The organism is Streptomyces marokkonensis, from assembly GCF_039539045.1.
In the GTDB taxonomy this organism is placed as follows: Bacteria; Actinomycetota; Actinomycetes; order Streptomycetales; family Streptomycetaceae; genus Streptomyces; species Streptomyces marokkonensis.
In genome coordinates, this window is the sequence record NZ_BAABCQ010000012.1 from 1 (window position 1) to 20,262 (window position 20,262).

General features: G+C 72.8%; 23 protein-coding genes. 11 read left to right on the forward strand and 12 right to left on the reverse strand.

Annotated elements, in window-relative coordinates; genetic code table 11:
* Window positions 1–167 precede the first annotated feature (167 nt).
* Both ABEA26_RS04605 and ABEA26_RS04610 read right to left on the reverse strand, forming a co-directional pair.
* Window positions 168–1,460, reverse strand: a complete 1,293-nt coding sequence (locus ABEA26_RS04605) for a GAF domain-containing protein (protein WP_345589460.1) — start codon at window positions 1,458–1,460, stop codon at window positions 168–170.
* Between the two features lie 305 nt (window positions 1,461–1,765).
* Window positions 1,766–3,427: an acyl-CoA dehydrogenase family protein gene (locus tag ABEA26_RS04610; RefSeq protein WP_345589462.1), complete on the reverse strand. Its 1,662-nt coding sequence runs from the start codon at window positions 3,425–3,427 to the stop codon at window positions 1,766–1,768.
* Between the two features lie 99 nt (window positions 3,428–3,526).
* Here ABEA26_RS04610 and ABEA26_RS04615 point away from each other — a divergent pair, with 99 nt between their 5' ends.
* A complete protein-coding gene (locus ABEA26_RS04615; RefSeq protein WP_345589464.1) occupies window positions 3,527–4,660 on the forward strand; it encodes a YihY/virulence factor BrkB family protein in 1,134 nt (377 codons plus the stop codon).
* 17 nt (window positions 4,661–4,677) lie between these two features.
* On the opposite strand, the gene ABEA26_RS04620 is transcribed toward ABEA26_RS04615, so the two are convergent.
* Window positions 4,678–5,568 (reverse strand): NmrA family NAD(P)-binding protein, encoded by an 891-nt coding sequence (locus ABEA26_RS04620; protein ID WP_345589465.1) that lies wholly within the window; start codon window positions 5,566–5,568, stop codon window positions 4,678–4,680.
* Between the two features lie 82 nt (window positions 5,569–5,650).
* Between ABEA26_RS04620 and ABEA26_RS04625 the strand changes: the two genes are divergently transcribed.
* Window positions 5,651–6,586, forward strand: a complete 936-nt coding sequence (locus ABEA26_RS04625) for an AraC family transcriptional regulator (protein WP_345589466.1) — start codon at window positions 5,651–5,653, stop codon at window positions 6,584–6,586.
* A gap of 10 nt (window positions 6,587–6,596) precedes the next feature.
* Window positions 6,597–7,286 carry a helix-turn-helix domain-containing protein gene (locus tag ABEA26_RS04630; protein ID WP_345589467.1) on the forward strand — a complete coding sequence of 230 codons (690 nt, stop codon included), beginning with the start codon at window positions 6,597–6,599 and terminating at the stop codon, window positions 7,284–7,286.
* On the opposite strand, the gene ABEA26_RS04635 is transcribed toward ABEA26_RS04630, so the two are convergent.
* Window positions 7,266–7,670: a VOC family protein gene (locus tag ABEA26_RS04635; RefSeq protein WP_345589468.1), complete on the reverse strand. Its 405-nt coding sequence runs from the start codon at window positions 7,668–7,670 to the stop codon at window positions 7,266–7,268. The two genes, ABEA26_RS04630 and ABEA26_RS04635, sit on opposite strands and share 21 nt — an antisense overlap.
* A 94-nt stretch (window positions 7,671–7,764) precedes the next feature.
* Here ABEA26_RS04635 and ABEA26_RS04640 point away from each other — a divergent pair, with 94 nt between their 5' ends.
* From ABEA26_RS04640 to ABEA26_RS04650, 3 genes are read left to right on the forward strand one after another with little or no spacing between them, the layout of a single operon-like run.
* The gene (locus ABEA26_RS04640) at window positions 7,765–8,439 is read left to right on the forward strand and encodes a hypothetical protein (protein WP_345589470.1); all 675 of its coding nucleotides are present in this window, start codon (window positions 7,765–7,767) and stop codon (window positions 8,437–8,439) included.
* Window positions 8,440–8,464: 25 nt separating this feature from the next.
* The gene (locus ABEA26_RS04645) at window positions 8,465–9,127 is read left to right on the forward strand and encodes a ThuA domain-containing protein (protein WP_345589471.1); all 663 of its coding nucleotides are present in this window, start codon (window positions 8,465–8,467) and stop codon (window positions 9,125–9,127) included.
* 51 nt (window positions 9,128–9,178) lie between these two features.
* The gene (locus tag ABEA26_RS04650; protein WP_345589472.1) at window positions 9,179–10,102 is read left to right on the forward strand and encodes a phosphotransferase; all 924 of its coding nucleotides are present in this window, start codon (window positions 9,179–9,181) and stop codon (window positions 10,100–10,102) included.
* Between the two features lie 35 nt (window positions 10,103–10,137).
* Here the strand turns inward: ABEA26_RS04650 and ABEA26_RS04655 are convergent, their stop codons facing one another.
* The 5 genes from ABEA26_RS04655 to ABEA26_RS04675 all read right to left on the reverse strand — a co-directional run bounded on the left by ABEA26_RS04655 (window position 10,138) and on the right by ABEA26_RS04675 (window position 13,298).
* Entirely contained in the window at window positions 10,138–10,992 is an 855-nt protein-coding gene (locus ABEA26_RS04655) for an ABC transporter permease (RefSeq protein ID WP_345589473.1), read from the reverse strand.
* A gap of 65 nt (window positions 10,993–11,057) precedes the next feature.
* Window positions 11,058–11,972: an ABC transporter ATP-binding protein gene (locus ABEA26_RS04660; RefSeq protein WP_345589474.1), complete on the reverse strand. Its 915-nt coding sequence runs from the start codon at window positions 11,970–11,972 to the stop codon at window positions 11,058–11,060.
* Window positions 11,969–12,337: a transcriptional regulator gene (locus tag ABEA26_RS04665; protein WP_345589475.1), complete on the reverse strand. Its 369-nt coding sequence runs from the start codon at window positions 12,335–12,337 to the stop codon at window positions 11,969–11,971. Before ABEA26_RS04665 ends, ABEA26_RS04660 begins: the two co-directional genes overlap by 4 nt.
* Window positions 12,334–12,840, reverse strand: a complete 507-nt coding sequence (locus ABEA26_RS04670; RefSeq protein ID WP_345589476.1) for a hypothetical protein — start codon at window positions 12,838–12,840, stop codon at window positions 12,334–12,336. Before ABEA26_RS04670 ends, ABEA26_RS04665 begins: the two co-directional genes overlap by 4 nt.
* A 119-nt stretch (window positions 12,841–12,959) precedes the next feature.
* Window positions 12,960–13,298, reverse strand: a complete 339-nt coding sequence (locus ABEA26_RS04675) for an STAS domain-containing protein (protein WP_345589477.1) — start codon at window positions 13,296–13,298, stop codon at window positions 12,960–12,962.
* Between the two features lie 155 nt (window positions 13,299–13,453).
* Here ABEA26_RS04675 and ABEA26_RS04680 point away from each other — a divergent pair, with 155 nt between their 5' ends.
* Window positions 13,454–14,956, forward strand: coding sequence for a carboxylesterase/lipase family protein (locus tag ABEA26_RS04680; RefSeq protein ID WP_345589478.1), 1,503 nt, complete (start codon window positions 13,454–13,456; stop codon window positions 14,954–14,956).
* Here the strand turns inward: ABEA26_RS04680 and ABEA26_RS04685 are convergent.
* A complete protein-coding gene (locus tag ABEA26_RS04685) occupies window positions 14,913–15,152 on the reverse strand; it encodes a DUF397 domain-containing protein (protein ID WP_345589479.1) in 240 nt (79 codons plus the stop codon). The two genes, ABEA26_RS04680 and ABEA26_RS04685, sit on opposite strands and share 44 nt — an antisense overlap.
* On the reverse strand, window positions 15,149–15,967 hold the full coding sequence (locus ABEA26_RS04690) for a helix-turn-helix domain-containing protein (RefSeq protein WP_345589566.1): 819 nt from the start codon (window positions 15,965–15,967) through the stop codon (window positions 15,149–15,151). The genes ABEA26_RS04685 and ABEA26_RS04690 overlap by 4 nt, the downstream gene beginning before the upstream one ends.
* 112 nt (window positions 15,968–16,079) lie before the next feature.
* Here ABEA26_RS04690 and ABEA26_RS04695 point away from each other — a divergent pair, with 112 nt between their 5' ends.
* On the forward strand, window positions 16,080–16,487 hold the full coding sequence (locus ABEA26_RS04695) for an ATP-binding protein (protein WP_425587783.1): 408 nt from the start codon (window positions 16,080–16,082) through the stop codon (window positions 16,485–16,487).
* Window positions 16,488–16,511: 24 nt separating this feature from the next.
* Here ABEA26_RS04695 and mmuM read toward each other — a convergent pair whose 3' ends face one another.
* Window positions 16,512–17,420: a homocysteine S-methyltransferase gene (gene mmuM, locus ABEA26_RS04700; protein ID WP_345589482.1), complete on the reverse strand. Its 909-nt coding sequence runs from the start codon at window positions 17,418–17,420 to the stop codon at window positions 16,512–16,514.
* A 160-nt stretch (window positions 17,421–17,580) separates the two neighbouring features.
* Between mmuM and ABEA26_RS04705 the strand changes: the two genes are divergently transcribed.
* The 3 genes from ABEA26_RS04705 to ABEA26_RS04715 are packed head-to-tail and all read left to right on the forward strand — an operon-like array spanning window position 17,581 to window position 20,251.
* Window positions 17,581–18,417 carry a CPBP family intramembrane glutamic endopeptidase gene (locus ABEA26_RS04705; RefSeq protein WP_345589483.1) on the forward strand — a complete coding sequence of 279 codons (837 nt, stop codon included), beginning with the start codon at window positions 17,581–17,583 and terminating at the stop codon, window positions 18,415–18,417.
* Window positions 18,414–19,595 carry a sensor histidine kinase gene (locus ABEA26_RS04710; protein WP_345589484.1) on the forward strand — a complete coding sequence of 394 codons (1,182 nt, stop codon included), beginning with the start codon at window positions 18,414–18,416 and terminating at the stop codon, window positions 19,593–19,595. Before ABEA26_RS04705 ends, ABEA26_RS04710 begins: the two co-directional genes overlap by 4 nt.
* The gene (locus tag ABEA26_RS04715; protein WP_345589486.1) at window positions 19,592–20,251 is read left to right on the forward strand and encodes a response regulator; all 660 of its coding nucleotides are present in this window, start codon (window positions 19,592–19,594) and stop codon (window positions 20,249–20,251) included. Before ABEA26_RS04710 ends, ABEA26_RS04715 begins: the two co-directional genes overlap by 4 nt.
* Window positions 20,252–20,262: the final 11 nt, after the last annotated feature.

The window sequence follows — 20,262 nt, forward strand, 5'->3', positions numbered from 1 at the left end:
CGAACCGTTTTTGCGGCCATCCGGCGGCCATCCGGCGGCCATCCGGCGGTGCGGGGCGCGGGAGGGCCCGGGCGGCGCGGGTTGTGTCGCGGGTGCGGGTGCGGGTGCGGGTGCGGGTGCGGGTGCGGTGCGGCCGCCCGCCGGTGCGGCCGTCCGGCCGGTCGCTGTCAGGTAGCCGGCAGCGCCCCCGCCCGGTGCTCCGCCACGACCGGTGCCGTCGAGTGGGGGAGCAGGTCGCGCGGGTCCTCGGGGAGGACCACCTCCACCTCCGCGCCTTCGCAGAAACGATACGGCCGGTGTTCCAGATAGGCCCCGAGGTACCTCCGTACCCGCGACATCTCCGCCCGTACCGTCACCGTGCGGGCCGGGTCGCCGAACACGTCGTCGGCCAGCTCGGCGGCGCTGCGGCCGGAACGGTGGACGGCCAGCAGGTACAGCAACTCGGCGTGCCGGGGACTCAGTTCCCGGGCCCAGTCCTCCGCCCCGCCCAGCACCCGGACCGACCAGCGGCGCGGCTGTCCGAGATTCAGCACGATCCGGGCGGCGTCCTGCGGTACCGGCCCTCCGGCGGCCCGTACCAACCAGCCGTCGCCCAGCGGCTCCACGGTGCACGCACCGAATCCGGGCAGCCACCTCGCCCCCGCCGCCGGGGACTTGGGCAGCACCACCCGGTCCAGGTACGGCATCCCGGTCACCGCCGCCGTCCAGCCCTCCCGGTCCGTCACCAAGGCCCGCCCGTCGAGTCGGGCCAGCACCGGAGCGGCCACCGCCCGCAGCCGCTCCAGCGACCTCACGTGCAGTTCGCGCAGGCGGGCCTCGGCGAGTCTGGCCACCGAGTCGACCCAGGCGAGCGTCGCCGGGTGCATCGTCTCCAGCGGCCCGCTCACGTCGACCACGCCGAGCAGAAGGCCGCTGCGCGGGTCGGTGATGGGCGCTCCGGCGCAGGTCCAGGTCGCCTGCGACCGGACGAAGTGCTCGGAGGCGAAGACCTGTACGGGCCGCCGGGTGACCGCCGGTGTGCCGATACCGTTGGTGCCGACCACGTCTTCCCGCCAGTCCGCCCCGAGTTCGAAACCGAGACCGTCGGCCTTGCGCAGCACTCGCGCGCTGCCCTCCCGCCACAGCACCCTGCCCTCGTCGTCGGCGACCACCATGATGTGGTGCGCGACGTCCGCGACCGACAGCAGACCCTCTCGCAGCACGGGCAGGACATGGCGCAGTGCCGAGGCCTCACGCCGCCGTCGTACCTCCTCCGGGGCCAGCAGCCCGGAGCGGAAGTCGTGCTCGGGATCGACACCGCTGCGCAGCATCCGGTCCCAGGACTGCTCGATCACCGGACGCGGCGCGACGGGAGCCCGACCGCCCGAGAGCTTCGCGGAACGGACCTCGTTGAGCATCCGCGCCGCACGCGCCGTGTCGACCGCGGCGAACTGAGTCACGTCCATCGGCGAGAGCGCCACTGGTCCCGTCCTCCCGGAAGCCGGATGCCCGGTTGTGCGGATATTCGATACTCGGATTCGTTCGAATGCTCGGACGTCCCGGCACCCGGGTGTTCGTCCGATACCGACCGCTTGCCCGTGACACGCGGACACAGTCCGCACACGGCCGGCGGCAAGTTGCAACCCCCTGCAACCCTGGTGGACGGCCATACCGGTGCCCAAACTTGAACCACGCCGCCCCGAGCGGCGTACGCGGCCTGCACAGGCCTGTGTGGTGGGGGTGGTGCCGTGTCGGCGCAGCACCACCTCCGCGCCACCCGGCGGAATCAGGCCACGGCCACCGGACGGGCCCGCTCCACCACCGACGCCAGGTCCAGCGTGGGCGGCAGCGTGCCGAAGGCCGCGCCCCCGTCACCGCCCAGCCGCGCGGCGCAGAACGCGTCGGCGACCTCCGGCGGCGCGAACCGGACCAGCAGCGAGCCCTGGAGCACCAGCGCCAGCCGCTCCACCAGCCGCCGCGCCTGCCCCTCGGCGGCCTCCAGATCGGCCAGCTCCGTCAGCAGGCCCCTGATCGCCGCGTCCAGCCGGTGATCGGCGCCGCGTGCCAGGCCCACCTCCGTCAGATAGGCGTCCATCGCGAGCGGCTCCCGCCCGAGCGCCCGCAGCACGTCCAGCGCCTGCACGTTGCCGGCGCCCTCCCAGATCGAGTTCAGCGGCGACTCCCGCACCAGCCGGGGCATCCCCGACTCCTCGACGTACCCGTTGCCGCCCAGACACTCGGCGGCCTCCACCGCGAGGGGTGCACACCGCTTGGTCACCCAGTACTTGGCCGCCGGCACCGCGATCCGCAGCAGCGCCCGCTCACGCTCGTCGCCACCGCCGTCGCCGTCGTGGGCGGCGTCGTAGGCCGCCGCCAGCCGCAGCGCGAGCGTGGTGGCCGCCTCCGACTCGATCGCGAGATCCGCGAGGACGTTGCGCATCAGCGGCTGGTCGACCAGCTTCGCGCCGAAGGCCTCCCGGTACGTGCAGTGGTGCACCGCCTGCGCCACGGCCTGCCGCATCAGGCCCGCCGAACCCAGCACACAGTCCAGCCGGGTCGCCGCCACCATGCCGATGATGGTGCGCACCCCGCGCCCCTCCTCGCCGACCCGGCGCGCCCAGGTCCCGGCGAACTCGACCTCGGCGGAGGCGTTGGACCGGTTGCCCAGCTTGTCCTTCAGTCGCTGGATCAGGAACACGTTGCGGGTCCCGTCCGCCAGCACGCGCGGCACCAGGAAGCAGGTCAGCCCTCCCGGGGCCCGCGCCAGCACCAGGAACCCGTCCGACATCGGCGCCGAGCAGAACCACTTGTGCCCGGTCAGCTCGTACGTGCCGTCCTCGGCCAGCGGGCGTGCCGAGGTGGTGTTCGCCCGTACGTCGCTGCCGCCCTGCTTCTCCGTCATGCCCATCCCGAGGAGCGCACCGGCCTTCAGGTGGGCCGGCCGCAGCTCCCGGTCGTACACCCGGGAGGTCAGCCGCGGCTCCCACTCGGCGGCGAGTTCCGGGTCGGCGCGCAGGGCCGGCACCGCCGCGTGGGTCATCGACAGCGGACAGCCGTTGCCCGCCTCCACCTGGGTCCACATGAGGAAGCCGGCGGCGCGCCGCACATGGCCGCCCGGCCGGGACCAGGCCGCGGTCAGGCCCGCCGAGACCCCTTTGCCGAGGAGCCGGTGCCATGCGGGGTGGAAGCCGACCTCGTCGACGCGGTGGCCGTAGCGGTCGTGGGTGCGCAGGACCGGCGGGTTCTCGTTGGCCTGCGCGCCCCACTCCTGGGTCTGGACCGACCCGCAGCCGCGGCCCAGCCCCGACAACTCCGCCAGCGCCTCCTCGTGGAGTTCCGGTGCCAGATGCCGTTCGACCGCGGCCGTCAGCGCCCGGTCGGCGGTGAAGACGTCGTAGCCGACCAGCGGCGGGGCCTGATTCGTCACGGTGTGGGTACTGCCTGCCATGACCGTGAACCTACCGTGCCGGGCGCCGGCGGGGGGCCCGCACGGCGCGGAGGACGTCCGCGGATGAGTGCGACCCTCCGCGGCGGATACCTTTAGGACGTGCAGCCAGCAAGTGAATCCCCTGAACAGCCCTCCGGCCGACTCCATCGCGCCCGGGTTCTGTACCGGAACGTATCCAAACGCAGGACCACCTGGCTGCTGCTCAAAAACACGGTCAACTCGTGCATGGAGTACCGCATCCTCGGCCTGGCCGCCGAGGCCGCGTTCTTCACGCTGCTGTCGGTGCCTCCGCTGCTGCTGAGCGTCATCGGCCTGCTCGGCTACGTCGACCTGTGGATCGGCGCCGACACCACCGAGAGCCTGCGCACCAGCATCCTGGACGCCTCCCGCGCCGTGCTCTCCGAGAAGGGCGTCGAACAGATCACCGAGCCGATCCTGGACGACGTGATGAAGGGCGGCCGGCCCGACGTCATCTCCCTCGGCTTCCTGTTCGCCCTGTGGTCGGGCTCCCGCGCGGTGAACGTCTTCATCGACACCATCACCGTCATGTACGGCCTCGACGGCGTCCGGGGGATCGTCAAGACCCGCCTGATGGCGTTCCTGCTGTTCCTCGTGGCGCTGCTGATCGGGTCCATCGCGCTGCCGCTGATGGTGGCCGGCCCGGATGTCGTGGTCGGGATCGTGCCGTGGTCGACGACGGTCGTCCAGGTGCTGTACTGGCCGGTCGTCATCATCCTGTCCGTCGCCTTCCTGACCACGCTGTACCACGTCTCCGTGCCCGTGCGCTCCCCGTGGATCGAGGACGTGCCCGGCGCGCTGGTCGCCCTGGCGATGTGGGTGCTCGGCAGCTTCCTGCTGCGCATCTACCTCACCAACACCGTCGAGGGCCCCACCATCTACGGCTCGCTCGCCGCGCCCGTCGCCGTACTGCTGTGGATCGGCGTGTCCGCGTTCGCGGTGCTCGTCGGGGCCGCGGTCAACGCGGCCATCGACCGGGTCTGGCCGGCCGCCGCCACCGCCGCGGCGCGCGAGGCCAACGAGCGGCTGCGGCAGGCGCAGGTCGCCGAGTACGTGGCCCGCTCCGCCGCGAACGGCGAGGCGGACCCCGACATGCCCTCCGAGTTCCCGGAACGCTGGTCCCGCTTCCTGCCCCCGGAGGACGTCACGTCCCGCCTGCGCACCCACGTGAAGAACCACCCGCCCGTGAACCACGACAAGCCGGAGGCCTCGTAACCGGCCGGCCAGGCTCCCTAGGGCCGGTCGGACGCCCCCGCGGCCCACGCCCCCGCCGCCGCGCCCTCCCGTACGAAGTCCCCGAAGTCCCTCGGCGCACGGCCCAGCACCTGCCGGACCCCGTCCGACAGACAGGCGTTGCGGCCGTCGAGCAGGTCGCCGAACAGCTCCACGAGGAACGCGACCTCCTCCTCCGGCACCCCGAAGCCGGCCAGGTTCTCCCCGTACTCGCGAGGCGACACGGCCCGGTACGTCAACGGGCGGCCCGTCTCCCTCGCGATCTCGGCGACCGCCTCCCCGAAGGTCAGCAGCCGAGGCCCCGAGACCTCCAGCACCCGCCCGGCGTACCGGTCGCCGGAGGTCAGCGCGGCCACCACCACGTCCGCGACGTCCCGCAGGTCCACGAACGGCTCCCGCGCCCGGTCACCGGCCGGGAACACCAGCTCCCCGCGCTGCCGCAGCTCCTCCACCAGCGGCCCCTCGCTGAAGTTCTGCGCGAACCAGGCGGCCCGTACGACCGTCCAGTCCACGCCCGCCCCGGCCAGCGCCTCCTCGGTGGGCCGCGCCTGCTCCTCGCCTCGCGCCGACAGCAGCACCAGCCGCCGTACGCCGAGCCCGGCCGCCTCCCGCGCGAGCGCCCCGACCGCCCCGGCGGCGTCGGGGGCGCCGACGTCGTCGGGACAGACCAGGTAGGCCGCGTCGGCGCCGCGCAGGACGTCCGCCCAGGTCGACCGGGACCGCCAGTCGAAGCCGGTCGCCCGGGACGCCGCCCGCACCGTCAGCCCGGCCGCCCGCGCCGCCTCGGCCACCCGCCGCCCGGTACGACCGGACGCCCCCGTCACCACGACCGTCATGTCCCCGTGTGCCCGCATGTCTCCGTGCGCCCTCATGTCCGCCATGTCTGTCATGGCTCCAGTCAACCGCCGGGCGCCCTACGTGCCCATCGCCGAACGACTCGCCGGCATACGCCTACGTCTACGCTGTGGCGCCATGGACGCACTCGCCGGTCTGCTGGAGGGGCCCCGCGCCCGGGGCGCGTTCATGATCCGTGCCTGTTTCGACCCACCGTGGGCCGTGCGGGTCGAGGACCGGGCGCCGCTGACGGTGATGCTCATGGTCCGCGGCGACGCCTGGATCGTCCCGGACGCCGGGGAGCGGCTGAGGCTGAGCGCCGGCGACCTCGCCATCGCGCGGGGTCCCGACCCGTACACCTGCGCCGACGACCCCGCCACCCCGCCGCAGGCGGTGATCCTGCCGGGCGGCGAGTGCCACTACCCCGACGGACGCCCCCTGGGCGGCTCGATGGACCTCGGCGTGCGCACCTGGGGCGGGCGGACCGACGGCGGCGCGGTGCTGCTGATCGGCACCTACCTGGTGCGCGGCGAGATCGGCGGCCGGCTGCTGGACGCCCTGCCGCCGCTGCTGTCGCTCCCCTCCAACGGGTGGGACAACCCGCTGACACCCCTGCTGATGACGGAGGTCACGCGGGACGAACCGGGCCAGGAGGTCGTCCTGGACCGGCTCCTGGACCTGCTGGTCATCACCGCGCTGCGTGCCTGGTTCGCCGGCCCGCGGGCCGAGCCGCCCGCCTGGTACCGGGCCCTGGGCGACCCGGTCGTCGGCCGGGCGCTGCGGCTGCTCCAGGACGACCCGGCCCACCCCTGGACGGTGGCCTCGCTCGCCGCGAAGGCCGGGGTCTCCCGCGCCGCGCTCGCCCGGCGCTTCACCGACCTGGTGGGCGAACCTCCCATGGCCTACCTCACCGGCTGGCGCCTCGCCGTCGCCGCGGACCGGCTGCGCGACACCGACGACACCCTCGGCGCCATCGCCCGCCAGGTCGGCTACGGCAGCGCGTTCGCCCTGTCCACGGCCTTCAAACGGGTGTACGGCGTCAGCCCGCAGGAGTACCGCAAGGCGTCGGCGTAGCCTGGCACCCGTGTACGTGGAACGGGCGTCCCGGCTGACCGGCGCGGTGGTGTGGACCAACACCCCGACCACGCCCGGCACGGGCCGGGTCCTGCCCGACGGCTGCATGGACCTGCTCTGGTACGACGGCCGCCTGCTGGTCGCCGGCCCCGACACCCGCGCCCACGTCACCGAGGGCGCCCCCGGCCCCTGGACGGGCGTCCGCTTCTACCCCGGCACCGCGCCCGCCCTCCTCGGCGTCCCCGCCCACGAGCTGCGCGACCGGCGGGTCGACCTCACCGACCTCTGGCCGGCCGACCGGGTACGGCGCCTGGCCGCGCGGGTGACCGCGGCCCCCGACCCGGCGAGCGGCCTGGAGGAGGCGGCGCTGTCCCGGGCGGCCGAGACCGAGCCCCCCGACCCGCTGCTGCGCCGGATCGTGGCCGCCCTGGACGCGGGCCGCCCGGTCGCCGCCACCGCCGACGGACTCGGCTTGAGCGCCCGCCAGTTGCACCGCCGTTCACTGGCCGCGTTCGGCTATGGACCCAAGACCCTCGCCCGGGTACTGCGGTTGCGGCGCGCTCTCGACCTGGCCCGCGCCGGCACGCCCCTCGCCGAGACGGCCGCCCGGTCCGGTTACGCGGATCAGGCCCATCTGACTCGGGACGTGCGGGAGTTGGCGGGCGTGGCGCCCGGGGAGCTACTGGGCCGACGCGGCTAGCGGCGCGAACAGGTCCACCCCGTGGCCGTCCGGGTCGTTCACGACGGCGTACCGCTGCCCCCAGACGGCGTCCCAGGGCTTGAGTTCGCCGTGGCACCCGGCGCCGGTCAGCTCCTCGTAGAGCGCGTCCACCTCCGCGGGACTGTCGCACAGCAGCGCGAGCGAGTGCCGCCCGCCGCCGGCCGGCGGCTGCCATCCTGGGTGGAAGGAACGGACGGACTCCTCGGTGTCGAGCAGCAGCCGGATTCCGCCCGGCAACTCGGCCTCGGCGTGCGGCTGGTCCCCGGTGTCCTCGGGGAACGCGAAACCGAGCCGGCGGTAGAAGGTCACGGACGCGGCCATGTCGGAGACGACGAGGCCGATGGCGTTGAATCGTGCGGTCATGGGGCCACCGTAGGCGGGGCGTGCGGGCGCGCTCTTGAAGGAATCGGACACGGAACGACTCCGCTGTGGAACACCTGTGCGGCAGGATGGGCGCATGAATCGTCGCGCGCGCGTCCTGCCGCTGTTGCTGACCCCGCTGTTGCTCACCGCGTGCGGTACGGGGTACCCGGCCGACGACCCGGTCGCCGTCGACGCCACTGCCGTCGCGGACGCCGGCGCTTCCGCCGGGCCCGAGGCGGCCCCCCTCGCACCCGACGAACTCGAGAAGCGGGCGAAGGCGATGGGTGCCTTGCCCGAGTTGGTCTACGTCACCAGGATCCCCGGTTTCACCCTGGCCCAGCAGTCCGTCGGCGTGCTCGGCGACGACGGTTTCTCCGCCGCCTACACGGACGGCTCGGGTGCCGTGGTCCACATCATGGTCGAGCGGGGCTCGATGACCGAGGAGACCTGCCGCAGCCAACCGGTCGGCGACATCAGCGGTGAATCGACCACGTGCGAGCCCGACGCCGAGACCTTCTACCGCACGGGCGGCGGTCGGCACGAGTACGCCCTGCCGAAGAACGGGCATGTGGTGAAGGTGTCCGCCGAGGCGGACGACGTGTCGCGCGAGGTCCTGCGCGACGCCGCCGTGTCCGTCCACCGGCCCGACGCCGCCGAGGCCGCGGCCACCCTGCCCTCACCGAAGCCCGTCACCACACCCGTGGAACGCGGCGACCTGCCCCCGTTCGGTGACGGCGCCCCCGACAACAGCGTGGACATAGGCGGCTGAACTTCCACGGCGAAGGGCGATGTTCATGGTTCCCCGGCTTCTCCTCTACACCCGCACCACCGGCTACCGGCACGACTCGATCCCGGCCGGGATCGCGGCGCTGCACACCCTCGGCGACTTCACGGTGGAAGCCACCGAGGAACCGGCGGCCTTCGAACGGCCCCTCGACCCGTACGCCGCCGTCGTCTTCCTCTCCACCAGCGGCGAGGTGCTCACCCCGGCCGGCCGCGCCCGGCTCGCCGCGTACGTCGAGGCGGGCGGGGGTTTCGTCGGCGTGCACGCGGCGGCCTGCACCGAGGACGACTGGCCGTACTACGGCGAACTGCTCGGCGCCCGCTTCGAGCGCCACCCCGCTTACCAGCCGGGCCGGGTGGTCGTCGAGGACCACGACCACCCGGCGACCCGGGACCTGCCCGCCGTCTGGGAGTTCACCGACGAGTGGTACGACTTCCGCACCAACCCACGGAGCGCGGTCCGCGTCCTCGCCCGCGCCGACGAGTCGTCGTACGAGGGCGGCGGCATGGGCGACGACCATCCGCTGCTCTGGTGCCGCGAACAGGGCGCCGGCCGCGTCTTCTACACGGCCCTCGGCCACGCCGCCGACGCCTACACCGACCCCGACTTCCGCGCTCATCTGCGGGGCGGCATCACCTGGGCGGCGCGGCCGGCCGGGGCACCACGGGCGTGAGCCGTCAAATCCCGTTGCGACCCGGCGACCAGGCGATCTACGGTCCCGATCATGCTGCCCTTGGTGGAGACAGACGAGGAATGGGACGCCGTCGTCCCCGACGAGACGGTGATGCGCCCGGGAGCGGAGGACCTCTGCGCACGACTTGGCCTCGCCGGCGCGCCGCTGACCCGATTCCCCGACGGCTCGCAGCCGGTCTACGCGGTGGGTGAGGAGCACGTTCTCAAGCTGTTCCCCAAAGCCGCCGCTCAGGACGGCATCGCCGAAGGCCGCGTCCTCTCCCACATCGAGGGGCGGCTGCCGGTACCGACACCGAAAGTGCGTGACTTCGGTCCGTACGAGAACGGCTGGCAGTACGTCCTGATGTCCCGGTTGCGCGGTGAGAACCTGGCCCGCAGCTGGGGGAGCGTGGCGCGGGCCGACCGGGAGCGGCTCGTCACCGAGGTCGGTGAGGCCCTCGCGGTCCTGCACTCGCTCGACTCCGCCCCCCTCAAAGACGTCCTCGGACCGGGAGACTGGGGTGCCTTCCTGGACCGTCAGGCCGACGGTGCCGTGGAACAGCAGCGCGGACACGGCCTGTCGGCCGCCTGGCTGGAGCAAATACCGGACTTCATCGCGGCGGCCGCCCTGCGGCGCACTCCGTCCCCCTCCCTGCTGCACACCGAGGTCATGCAGCAGCACTTCCTGGTCGACCCCGACGGATGGCGCCTGACCGGGCTCTTCGACTTCGAACCGGCCATGATCGGTGACCGCGCCTACGACTTCGTGGGCGTCGGCCTGTTCGTCACCCGCGGCGATCCACACCTGCTGGCCCGGCTCGCCAAGGCCTACGGCCGGACCTTCGAACCGTCCGACCTGCTCGCGTACACGTTGCTGCACGTGTACAGCAACCTTCCCTGGTACATGAGGGAACTGGGCGCGCCTGCCGAAGGCACGCTGTCCGCGCTCGCGGAGGCGTGGTTCGGCAGGGAGTGACGCCGCTACGGGGGGAGGGGCGCGGGCGCGGTCTCCTACGCGGGCATCGCCCCGCTCTGGGCCGCCTTGCGGTGGCGGGCGGTCATGCGGGAGCCGGACTCGCGACGGGCGGCGCGGCGCAGGAGGGGGATCGCGAGGAGGAAACCGAGGACGGTCCAGGCGGTCAGTACCAGGGCGACCATGGGCAGTTCCCATGCTCCGGCCACCTCGGCGGCCTGCGCGGAATCCGGCAGCAGCGCCGAACGCAGGCCCTGCGCCATCCACTTGAGCGGGAAGACGGAGGCCACCTGCTGGACCGGCACGGGCATCGAGGTGATCGGGATCACCGCTCCGGAGGTGAACAGCAGCCCCATCGCGGGGAGCATGATCAACGCCAGTGCCTCGCGCGGGTTGGGCAGCACGGCGCCGATGGCCGCGCCCAGCGGCACGACGGCGAGCAGCCCGAGCATGGTGACCCACAGCAGCGTCAGCCAGTCGCCCGGCCCGGACGGCAGCGGGCCGTTCACCAGCATTGCCGAGGTCGCAAGAAGCAGGATCAGGGTGCCGACCGCCGTGCCGACCACCAGCAGGCACTTGGCCATGAGGTACGCCGGTATCCCACCGGGTGTCGCGCGCAGCCGCAGCAGGGCGCCCTCCTCCCGCTCGGTCACCAGCATCTGCGGGAGGTTGATCAGCCCGATCTGGAACAGCAGGTAGGCGGCGAAGCCCGCGAGCACCAGATGGGCCATCGGGGTGTCGGTGCCTGGCACGTCGTCGCTCATGTAGCCGGCGATCACCAGGGCGACGACCACGTTGCTCAGGTGGCCGAACAGCTCCTTGGGGGTGCGGAGGAGCTGCCGCAGCTCGATGCCGCCGCGGAGGAAACCGGCCCGCCAGTGCCTCTTCGTCATGTGTGTTCCGTGTGGTCGGGGTGCTCGGGGCGTTTGGGGTGCTCGGGGTGTTTCGAGTGTTTCCCTCATGCGGCCTGCGCCTTCCTGTCCACGGCCTCGTCCGTGTCGTCGGACTCCCGGTGCACCATGTGCAGGTAGGTGTCCTCCAGCGTCGGGCGGCGGACCTCCAGGTCGGCGATCGGGCCGTCCGCGGCCCGGTGGAGTTCCCAGACCAGCTGGGAGGGGTCCTCCGTGCGTTCGCGGCGGGATGTGCCGTCGTCGGCCGTCCAGCGGACCTCGGCCTGCGCGGCGGCTCCCCGGGCCAGTTCCGACGGGGTGCCGCAGGCCCGGATCCGGCCGCCGACCAGCATCGCGATCCGGTCGGCGAGCCGCTCGGCCTCCACCAGGTCGTGCGTGGTGAGCAGGACGGTGACGCCTTCGTCGCGGGCCAGCCGTTCGACCAGGAGGTGGAACTCGCGCCGTGCCTCGGGGTCGAAGCCGGTGGTCGGCTCGTCCAGGAAGAGGAGTTCGGGGCGGCCGACGATGCCGAGCGCCACGTCCAGCCGCCGGCGCTGGCCGCCGGAGAGCCGGTTCACCTGCTGGCCGGCCTGCTCGGTGAGGCCGACGAGGGCCAGCAGCTCGTCCGGGTCGCGCGGGTTCGGGTAGTACGTCGTGAAATGAGCCAGCAGCTCGGCGACCCGCCAGCGCGGGTGGTCGCGCCAGGACTGCAGGACCAGTCCGATGCGGCCGCGCCAGGCGTCGTCGCCGCGCTCCGGGTCCGCGCCGAGGACGGTGACCTCTCCGGAGGAGCGCTGCCGGAAGCCCTCCAGGATCTCCACGGTGGTGGTCTTGCCGGCGCCGTTGGGTCCGAGCAGGGCGAAGACCTCGCCCCGGTGGATGTCCAGGTCGACGCCGTGGAGGACGTCGACGTCGCCGTAGGCCATCGTCAGGTCGCGTATCCGGATCACCGGTCGGGCGGCCGTGTGCTCGTGCTGCGTCATCGTCCTGCCTTCGAGGGTTGCTGCTGCTGTGGTGCCGACGCCGTCGCCGTCGCCGTCGCTGTCGTCACCGGTCCGGCGCGCTCGACGATGGCCCGGAGCGCCGCCACATGGCCCTCGAAGGCGGTCCGGCCGCGGTCCGTCAGCCGTACCTTCGTGCGCCTCTTGCGGCCGCCGCCCTCCTTGCGGATCTCCAGGTACTCGGCTTCTTCCAAGGTGTGCAGCTGCTTGGAGAGCGCCGAGTCGCTGAGCGAGAGGCTGTCGCGGATGAACGCGAAGTCCGCCCACTCGGTGGCGGCGAGCAGCGAGACCACCGACAGTCGGGTGGCGGGATGGATCAGCTCGTCGAAGCCGGTGGGTGTACTCACCGGCTCGCCTCCTCGCGGGCCGTCCGTGCACCGCGGCCCCGCAACGCGTCGGTCGACCAGCGGGTCGTCGTCCCGGCGCACGCGATGTACACGGCCGCCGAGACGGTGGCCTGGATGAGACTGGCCGACATGGCATCCAGCGACTCGAGCAGGCGGCCGGAGAGCACGATCGTCGTGCCGGTCACCACCATCCCCGCGACGAAGGCGGCGAACATGCGCCAGTCGGCGTGGGAGTGGTGCAGTTGCATCCGGCTCCTGCGGTTGAACCTCACGGCCAGTGCGCTCAGCAGCGTGACGTAGGCGGCGAGGGCCAGCCAGACGCCCCACCGGGGCAGGTCCAGGCCCAGTCCGGCCAGGAAGACCCACATGATCGCGGCCGTGACGTAGGTCGCGCCGGGGCCGTTGGCTCCGGACCGCTCGAACTCGTCGTACACCCGCTCCTGCGGAACCCGGATGCGCTGAAGATCCCGCCATGCCTGTTCGGCGTCCACCGGTGCGCTCACGGCCACCGCCTCCCCGTTCCCTGTCCTCGTGCCCGCTCGACTTGCCTACTGGGAAAGTTACCTTTGGCTTTCCCGGTAGGCAAGTAGGCTGGTAGGGGGCTGGGCGCCGGCCCGGCCGGTCAGTCCGCGAAGGTGGCGACCGTTTCCAGGCCGGCGTGCCGCAGGGTCCGGTGTACGGCCGGGTGGGCCCCGCGGACGGTGATGGCGGCCGGATCCGGGGCCCTGGTGACCGCGCGCAGGAGTGCGTAGGCGCAGGCCAGGTCGATGTGGTGCAGGTCGCTCATTTCAAGGGTCCAGGCGCCGGGCTGCCGCAGACGCTCGTCGAGGAGGAGTTCCTCCAGAACGCGCAGCGCGGGGGCGTCCAGGTCGCCGGAGAAGGCCAGCACGGCGTGCTGCCCGTCGGCCTCGGCGATCCTCACGGGCGGGGAGTGGCTCGGGCGATGAGGGTCGGCGGTCACGACGGCCTCCTCGACAGCGCGTAGCGGGCGTGCGTGGCTTCCATTGTCCCCCAGCGGCGCCGAGCGGGAGGTCCGGAATAGATCCGTTCGCCGGGACGCTGTGAGATGAGCAGTGCGGCAGGGCATCAGTGCGGCGAAGGGCTGGTGAGCGGGTGATGGTGGACAGGACGAACCCCGTGGTCAGGACGCCGCACGGGGCGGTACGCGGCAGGTACGAGCACGGAGTCGCCGTGTTCCGGGGCATCCCGTACGCGGCTCCTCCCTTCGGCTCCCTGCGGTTCCGTCCGCCCGTGCACCCCGAGCACTGGGACGGCGTGCGCGACGCGGGCTCCTTCGGCCCCACGGCACCGAAACCGCCGTACTCCGACGCCTTCGCCCAGTACCTCTCCGACCCGGCGATCCCCGGCGACGACTGCCTCAACCTCAACGTCTGGACCCCCGAGCCGGGCCCGGGTGCCCGGCTGCCCGTCCTGGTCTGGCTGCACGGCGGCGCCCTGACCAGGGGCTCCTCCGCCGTACCCGTCTACGACGGCCGCACCTTCGCCCGGGACGGCGTGGTCTGCGTGTCGATCAACTACCGGCTGGGCATCGAGGGCTACGGACTCTTCCCGGACACCCCCGCCAACGCCGGCCTGCGCGACCAGCTCGCCGCCCTGGAGTGGGTGCGCGACTCGGTCGCGGCCTTCGGCGGCGACCCCGACCGGGTCACCGTCGCCGGCCAGTCCGCCGGAGCCATCAGCACCGGCGCCCTCCTCGCCGCCCCGCTGGCCCGGGGACTGTTCCGGCGGGCCGTGCTCCAGAGCGGCGCGCCGGAGGCCTCCGACCGCGACAGGGTACGGCGGATGGTCCGCCGCATCGCCTCGCGCCTGAGGATCCCCGCCACCGCCGAGGCCTTCGCCGCCGCCGACCGGGAGCAGCTCCTGCGCGCCCAGGCCGACGTGGGCAGGCTCAGCAGTCCCGTACTCGGCGGGCCCGCCTTCGGCGTCGTCGTCGACGGCGACGTGGTCCCGCGCGATCCGCTGGAGGCGCTCGTGGAGAGCGGGGCGGCACCCGGCGTCGACCTGATGATGGGCTGGACCCGCGACGAGTACCGGCTCTGGCTGGTGCCCGGCGGCCTCCTCGAACGCGTCGACCGGCTCGGCGCCGTCGCCCTGGCCGGTGCGCGCGCCCGCGTCCACTGCGGCAACGAGGTCGTACGCGGCTACCGCGCCCTGCGGCCCGACGCCGGTGCCGCCGAGACCGTCGGCCAGCTCGTCACCGACCACCTGCTCCGCATCCCGCTGCACCGCCTGGCCGACGCGCGGCCGGGCTCGTCCTACGTCTACGAGTTCGCCTGGCCGTCCGGGCTCCCCGACCTCGGCGCCTGCCACGCCCTGGAGCTGGGTTTCGTCTTCGACTCCGGGGACACGCCCGACTCACGCAGGCTGGCGGGCGAGGGTGCCCCGCAGGAACTGGCCGACGCGATGCACGGGGCGTGGGTGCGGTTCGCGGAGACCGGCGACCCGGGCTGGACGGCGTGGGACGCCACGCATCCCGTGCGGATCTTCGGCGACGGCGCGGCGCGTACGGCGTACGGCCCGCGTGACGCCGAGTTCGACCTGTGGAAGGCCGACGTCACCACGCGAGGAACGCGGTCCAGGCGGCTGGTTCGACGGTGATGTGGGGGGCGGTGGGGCCGGAGGCCTTGGAGTCGCGGATGTGGATGGTGGTGGGTTCGGTGGCGACCTCTACGCAGTTGCCGCCTTCGTCGCCGCTGTAGCTGGACTTGCGCCAGGTGTAGGCGACTTCCAGGCAGGCGCCGCCTTCGCTGCCGCTGTAGCTCGATTTGAACCACCGAAGTGCGGTGCTGCTCATTGCTCTCCCAGGAGACGGTCCAGTAGATCCCTCGTGTCCTCGGGCGTGAGGGCCTGAGACCGCAGCATGGCACATTTCTGCGTGAGGATCGCCACCTCATCCGGGTCGGCGATCAGTTGGCTGCCGCGCTGATTCTCCGTGTAGGCGAGCCGCTGGTGTTCGGGGGTTTCCAGCAGTACGAAAGGGCCGTTGAGCCCTGCGTGACTCGTCCGGCTCTGAGGCAGAACCTGAAGCATGAGCCCCGGCGCTTCCGCGCACGCGCGCAGGTGGCGGAGTTGTTCGGCCCAGACCTCCTGTCCGCCGATCGGCGCCCGGACGACCGGCTCCCAGACCACGAAACAGGTGATCGGTGGCTCCTTGCGGTGCAGGATCCCCTGTCGCTCAATGCGCGCCGTCGCCAATTGGGCGATCCGGTCTTCGTCGTAGAACGGCACGCGGCTGTGGAACACCGCACGGGCGTACCCCTCCGTCTGGAGCAGACCGGGCAGCACCTGGTTCTCGTACGACGAGATCACGATGGCCTCCCGCTCCCGGTCCAGGAACTCCTCCGCCCACAACGGAACCAGATCCACCTCCGGCATCCTGCTCAACGCGACCGACAAGGCCCCTTTCGTCCCCAGGAGTTCGTCGAGCTGCTCCGCGAGATCCGGCTTCAGCGGGCGTCTGCCCTGTTCGATCGACGCGATCTGCTCCTCGCCGATGACGAACCGCTCGCCCAGCGACCTCTGCGTGTGTCCGGCTTCCTTGCGGTAGAGGGCGAGCAGTGCCCCCACCATCTTCATCGCGGAGGCGTTCCTCCGTGTCGTCGTGCCCATGAGGTCGAACTCCCCACCCGCCCACGTACGTTCACCGTCGCGCACCCGTACGGTCCCGCTGTACGGCAGTGCGCTCTGTCTCATCATGGCCACGGAGAGTGACTCTCGTCACGTGAACGAAGAAGCTCAACCCCCGTCCCCACGAGAACGCCTCTACCGCCGCGAACGCCGGTCGGTTCCCGCCGCCAGGGCCTTCGCACGGGAGGCACTCGCCGAGTGGGGTGTGCATGAGCGCGCGGACGATGTGGTGCTGTGCGTCAGCGAACTGGCGACCAACGCCCTGGTGCACGGCGTACCACCCGGCCGGGGCTTCCTGGTGCGGCTCCTGCCCTGCGGCGACGGCGTCCGCGTAGAGGTGCACGACAGCGGGGACGGCGTACCGGCGGTGCCGCAGACGGACGTACGGGAGCCCGGCGAGGGCGGGCGCGGGCTGCTGCTCGTGTCGGAGCTGGCGGACAAGTGGGGGGTGGGGGAGCGGGCTCCCGGCAAGATCGTGTGGTGCGAGGTGGGGATCACGTAGGGCGTGACGGGCGCGGGCGTCCGGTCATGCCGACGCGGGCCCCGACGCGATCGACGTGATCACCTCCGGCCCCACCCGGCAGCACCCGCCGACCAGCCGGGCCCCGGCCGCCCGCCAGCCCCGTACCCGCTCGGTGGTGAACGAGGAACGCCCCCGCCACGTCCGCGCCTGAGCGTCCCACGCCTCCCCGCTGTTGGGGTAGGCGACGACGGGCTTGCCGGTGACCCGGGCGGCGGTCTCGACCGCGCCCGCCACGTCCTCGGGGGCGCAGCAGTTCACGCCCACCGCGATCACCTCCTCCGCGTCGGCCGCCAGGGCGAAGGCCTCCTCCAGCGGCTGGCCGGCGCGGGTGCGGTCGCCCGTGACGGTGTACGACAGCCAGGCCGGCACGCCCAGTTGGCGCACCGCCCGCAGCAGCGCCGTGGCCTCCTCCGTGTCGGGGACCGTCTCCAGGGCGAGGACGTCGGGCCGGGCGGCGGCCAGGACCTCCAGCCGTGGCCGGTGGAAGCGCTCCAGTTCCCCGGCGCCGAGCCCGTAGCGGCCCCGGTACTCGGAGCCGTCCGCGAGCATCGCGCCGTACGGGCCGGCCGACGCCGCCACCCACAGGGGGCGGGACGCACGTGCGCGGCGGGCGGCGTCCCGGGCCAGTTCCACGCTGAGCGTGAGCAGTTCGGTCGCGCGCCGCCGGCCGACGCCGCGCCGGGCGAAGCCCTCGAAGGTGGCCTGGTAGCTGGAGGTGATCGCCACGTCCGCGCCCGCCTCGTAGTAGGCGAGGTGCGCGTCGGCGATCGCGCCGGGGTCCTCGGTGAGCAGGCGGGCCGACCACAGTGCGTCGCTCAGGTCGTGACCGGCAGACTCCAGTTGGTTGGACAGCCCGCCGTCGAGCACGAGCGGGCGGCCGGACGCGAGGGCGTCGGCGAAGTCGCTGGTCATGGCACGAGGCTAGCCAGTCCGGCCGGAGCGCGTAGGACTTGTCCCCCGTGAGAGCTACGGCGAGGTGCCCACCGTGGGGTGACGATCTCCGGCCGCCGGATCCGTAGCGTCCATTGCAGTCCGCGGCACTTGGGCCACGGCCCCGATCAAGGAGCTTTCCGTGAGGTTTGTCTGGCAGTTCCTCGCCGTCATGGTGATGTTCGCCGCCACCGGCAGTGCGACCAGCGCGGTGAAGGACAACGACTGGCTCTCACTCGTCGTCGGTCTCGCGTCGGCCGCGCTCGCGATCCTCGTGTACGCGTGGGTGGTGCGGCGCACCGAACACCGGGCGGCAATGGACGTGGCCCGTGAGGGTGCCGTCGTCAAGACCGGCTGGGGGATGCTGATCGGTATCGGCATGTTCGGGGCCGTCATAGCGAACCTCTACGCCGCCGGGCACTACGAGATCGACGGCCTGGGCTCGCCGGAGGGCGCCGTGGGGCTGGTGGGCTTCATGGCCGGCGCGGCCGTGGCGGAGGAAGTGGTCTTCCGCGGTGTCCTGTTCCGGATCATCGAGGAGCACATCGGCACCTACATCGCGCTCGTGCTGACGGGCGTCGTGTTCGGCCTCATGCACCTGGCCAACGAGAACGCGACTCTCTGGGGCGCGATCGCCATCGCCATCGAGGCCGGCTTCATGCTCGCCGCCGCGTACGCCGCCACCCGCACCCTGTGGGTCCCGATCGGCGTGCACTTCGGCTGGAACTTCGCCGCGGCCGGCATCTTCAGCACCGAGGTGTCCGGCAACGGCGCCAGCCAGGGACTGCTCGACACCGCGACGTCGGGGCCGGAGCTGTTCACCGGCGGCGGGTTCGGACCGGAGGGCAGCATCCACGCGATCGGCTTCGGAGTGGTGCTGACGATCGTGTTCCTGTGGCTGGCCCACCGGCGCGGCAACATCAAGCCCCGCCCCCGGCGTGTCGCCCGCGTCGACTCCACCGCTACACTTCCCCGGTGATCGATCGTCGGTGGGTTCCAGAGCTGTGGCACCGGCTCGACGTCACGGTCCGTGACCTCCCCTTCGGGGTGCTGCTCCTCGTCGCGTCGCTCCTGCCGGGGCTGCGCGGCAACGGGACGGAGGTCGGCGGCCTGCCGACCCAGCCCCTCGACGACGTGCTGGGCGGCGTGGCGGTCGCTCTCCAGTCCCTTCCGCTCGCCCTGCGCCGGCGGTGGCCCGCCCTCTGCCTCGCGCTGATCGCCATCGGCTTCGTCGTCGACCAGGTCAACGGCTACCACCTGCTCGCCGGCACCGGGCTGCCCATCGCGCTGTTGAGTGCCGGGTCCTATCTGGAGCGGTACCGGCGCGTCACCCTGCTCGTCGGCTCCGCCGCGTACGTGCCGCTGGCCGTGGTGCTCCACCGGCGCGGTCCGGGTGATCCGGCGGCCGAGTTCGTGACGTTCTACCTGGCCATGGCCCTCGCGTGGGGTGTCGGCGTGTGGATGCGCTCCGTCCGGGCCGCGGAGGCCGAGCGCCGGGCCCGCGTCGCCGACGACGCCCGCGCGGCCGAACGCGGCCGCATCGCCCGCGAGTTGCACGATGTCGTGACCCACCACGTGACGGCGATGGTCGTACAGACGGAGGCGGCACGGTATCTGACCGCCGCGCCGGAGCGCCTCGACCAGACCCTGACGGCCGTCAGCGACACCGGCCGGCGGGCCATCACCGACCTGCGGCACCTGCTCGACCTGCTGAACCCGGACCACGGGACCGGCCACGGATCCGGCCCCGGCAGCGAGGCCAGGACGCCGCCCGTCGGCAGACTGCTCACCCTGGTCGAGCAGACGCGGCGGGCCGGACAGCCCGTGGAGTTCACCGAGGAGGGCACGCCGGCGACATCGACCGGCAGCGCCGATCTTGTCGCGTACAGGGTCGTGCAGGAAGCCCTGACGAACGCACTCAAGTACGACCACGGAAGCCGCACCGTGGTCCTGGTCCGTCATTGCGAAAGAGAGATCACGGTGGAGGTCGGCACGGACGGGTCCGGTTCGCGGGCCGCGTCGCCCGGCGGCAGTGGGCGGGGCCTGGCCGGGCTGCGCGAACGGGTCGACGTCCTGGGCGGCGACTTCAGCGCGGACCGCGAGGCGGACGGCGGCTTTGTCGTCCGGGCGCGGATACCCGCGGGGAGCCCGTCATGAGCGCGCCTATCCGGGTCCTGGTCTGCGACGACCAGGTACTGATCCGTACCGGGCTGGCGACGATCATCGACGCGCAGCCCGACCTGGAGGTGGCGGGCGAGTGCGGGGACGGGCAGGCCGCGGTCGATCTGGCCGGCGAACTACGCCCGGACGTCGTGGTGATGGACGTACGCATGCCGGTGCTCGACGGCATCGAGGCCACCCGCCTGCTGGCCGGCGCCGGGGTGGCGCATCCCGTCAAGGTGCTCGTGGTGACGACGTTCAACCTCGACGAGTACGTGTACGAGGCGCTGCGTGCGGGAGCGAGTGGGTTCCTGCTCAAGGACGCGCCGCCCGACCGGCTGCTGCACGGGATCCGGACCGTGGCGATGGGCGCGGCGCTGCTGGACCCCGACGTGACGCGCCGGCTCGTGGGCCAGTACGCCGCCCGTATCCGGCCCACCCGTGGCACCCCGAACGACCTCCCGCTGACCCCCCGGGAGACGGAGGTGCTCCGCCTCATCGCGGACGGCCTCTCCAACAGCGAGATCGCCGCTGCCCTCGTGATCAGCCCCGAGACCGTCAAGACCTTCGTGTCCCGCATCCTCACCAAGCTCGACCTGCGCGACCGCGTCCAGGCGGTCGTCTACGCCTACCGGCACGGCCTGGTGGCCTGACGCGCGTGCTG

Coding starts and splice junctions, on each gene's coding strand:
- ABEA26_RS04610 (WP_345589462.1), bottom strand. CDS start 3,427: ATGGCAGGCAGTACCCACACCGTGACGAATCAGGCCCCGCCGCTGGTC.
- ABEA26_RS04620 (WP_345589465.1), bottom strand. CDS start 5,568: ATGACAGACATGGCGGACATGAGGGCGCACGGAGACATGCGGGCACAC.
- ABEA26_RS04625 (WP_345589466.1), top strand. CDS start 5,651: ATGGACGCACTCGCCGGTCTGCTGGAGGGGCCCCGCGCCCGGGGCGCG.
- ABEA26_RS04635 (WP_345589468.1), bottom strand. CDS start 7,670: ATGACCGCACGATTCAACGCCATCGGCCTCGTCGTCTCCGACATGGCC.
- ABEA26_RS04640 (WP_345589470.1), top strand. CDS start 7,765: ATGAATCGTCGCGCGCGCGTCCTGCCGCTGTTGCTGACCCCGCTGTTG.
- ABEA26_RS04645 (WP_345589471.1), top strand. CDS start 8,465: ATGGTTCCCCGGCTTCTCCTCTACACCCGCACCACCGGCTACCGGCAC.
- ABEA26_RS04650 (WP_345589472.1), top strand. CDS start 9,179: ATGCTGCCCTTGGTGGAGACAGACGAGGAATGGGACGCCGTCGTCCCC.
- ABEA26_RS04655 (WP_345589473.1), bottom strand. CDS start 10,992: ATGACGAAGAGGCACTGGCGGGCCGGTTTCCTCCGCGGCGGCATCGAG.
- ABEA26_RS04660 (WP_345589474.1), bottom strand. CDS start 11,972: ATGACGCAGCACGAGCACACGGCCGCCCGACCGGTGATCCGGATACGC.
- ABEA26_RS04680 (WP_345589478.1), top strand. CDS start 13,454: ATGGTGGACAGGACGAACCCCGTGGTCAGGACGCCGCACGGGGCGGTA.
- ABEA26_RS04685 (WP_345589479.1), bottom strand. CDS start 15,152: ATGAGCAGCACCGCACTTCGGTGGTTCAAATCGAGCTACAGCGGCAGC.
- ABEA26_RS04690 (WP_345589566.1), bottom strand. CDS start 15,967: ATGGGCACGACGACACGGAGGAACGCCTCCGCGATGAAGATGGTGGGG.
- mmuM (WP_345589482.1), bottom strand. CDS start 17,420: ATGACCAGCGACTTCGCCGACGCCCTCGCGTCCGGCCGCCCGCTCGTG.
- ABEA26_RS04715 (WP_345589486.1), top strand. CDS start 19,592: ATGAGCGCGCCTATCCGGGTCCTGGTCTGCGACGACCAGGTACTGATC.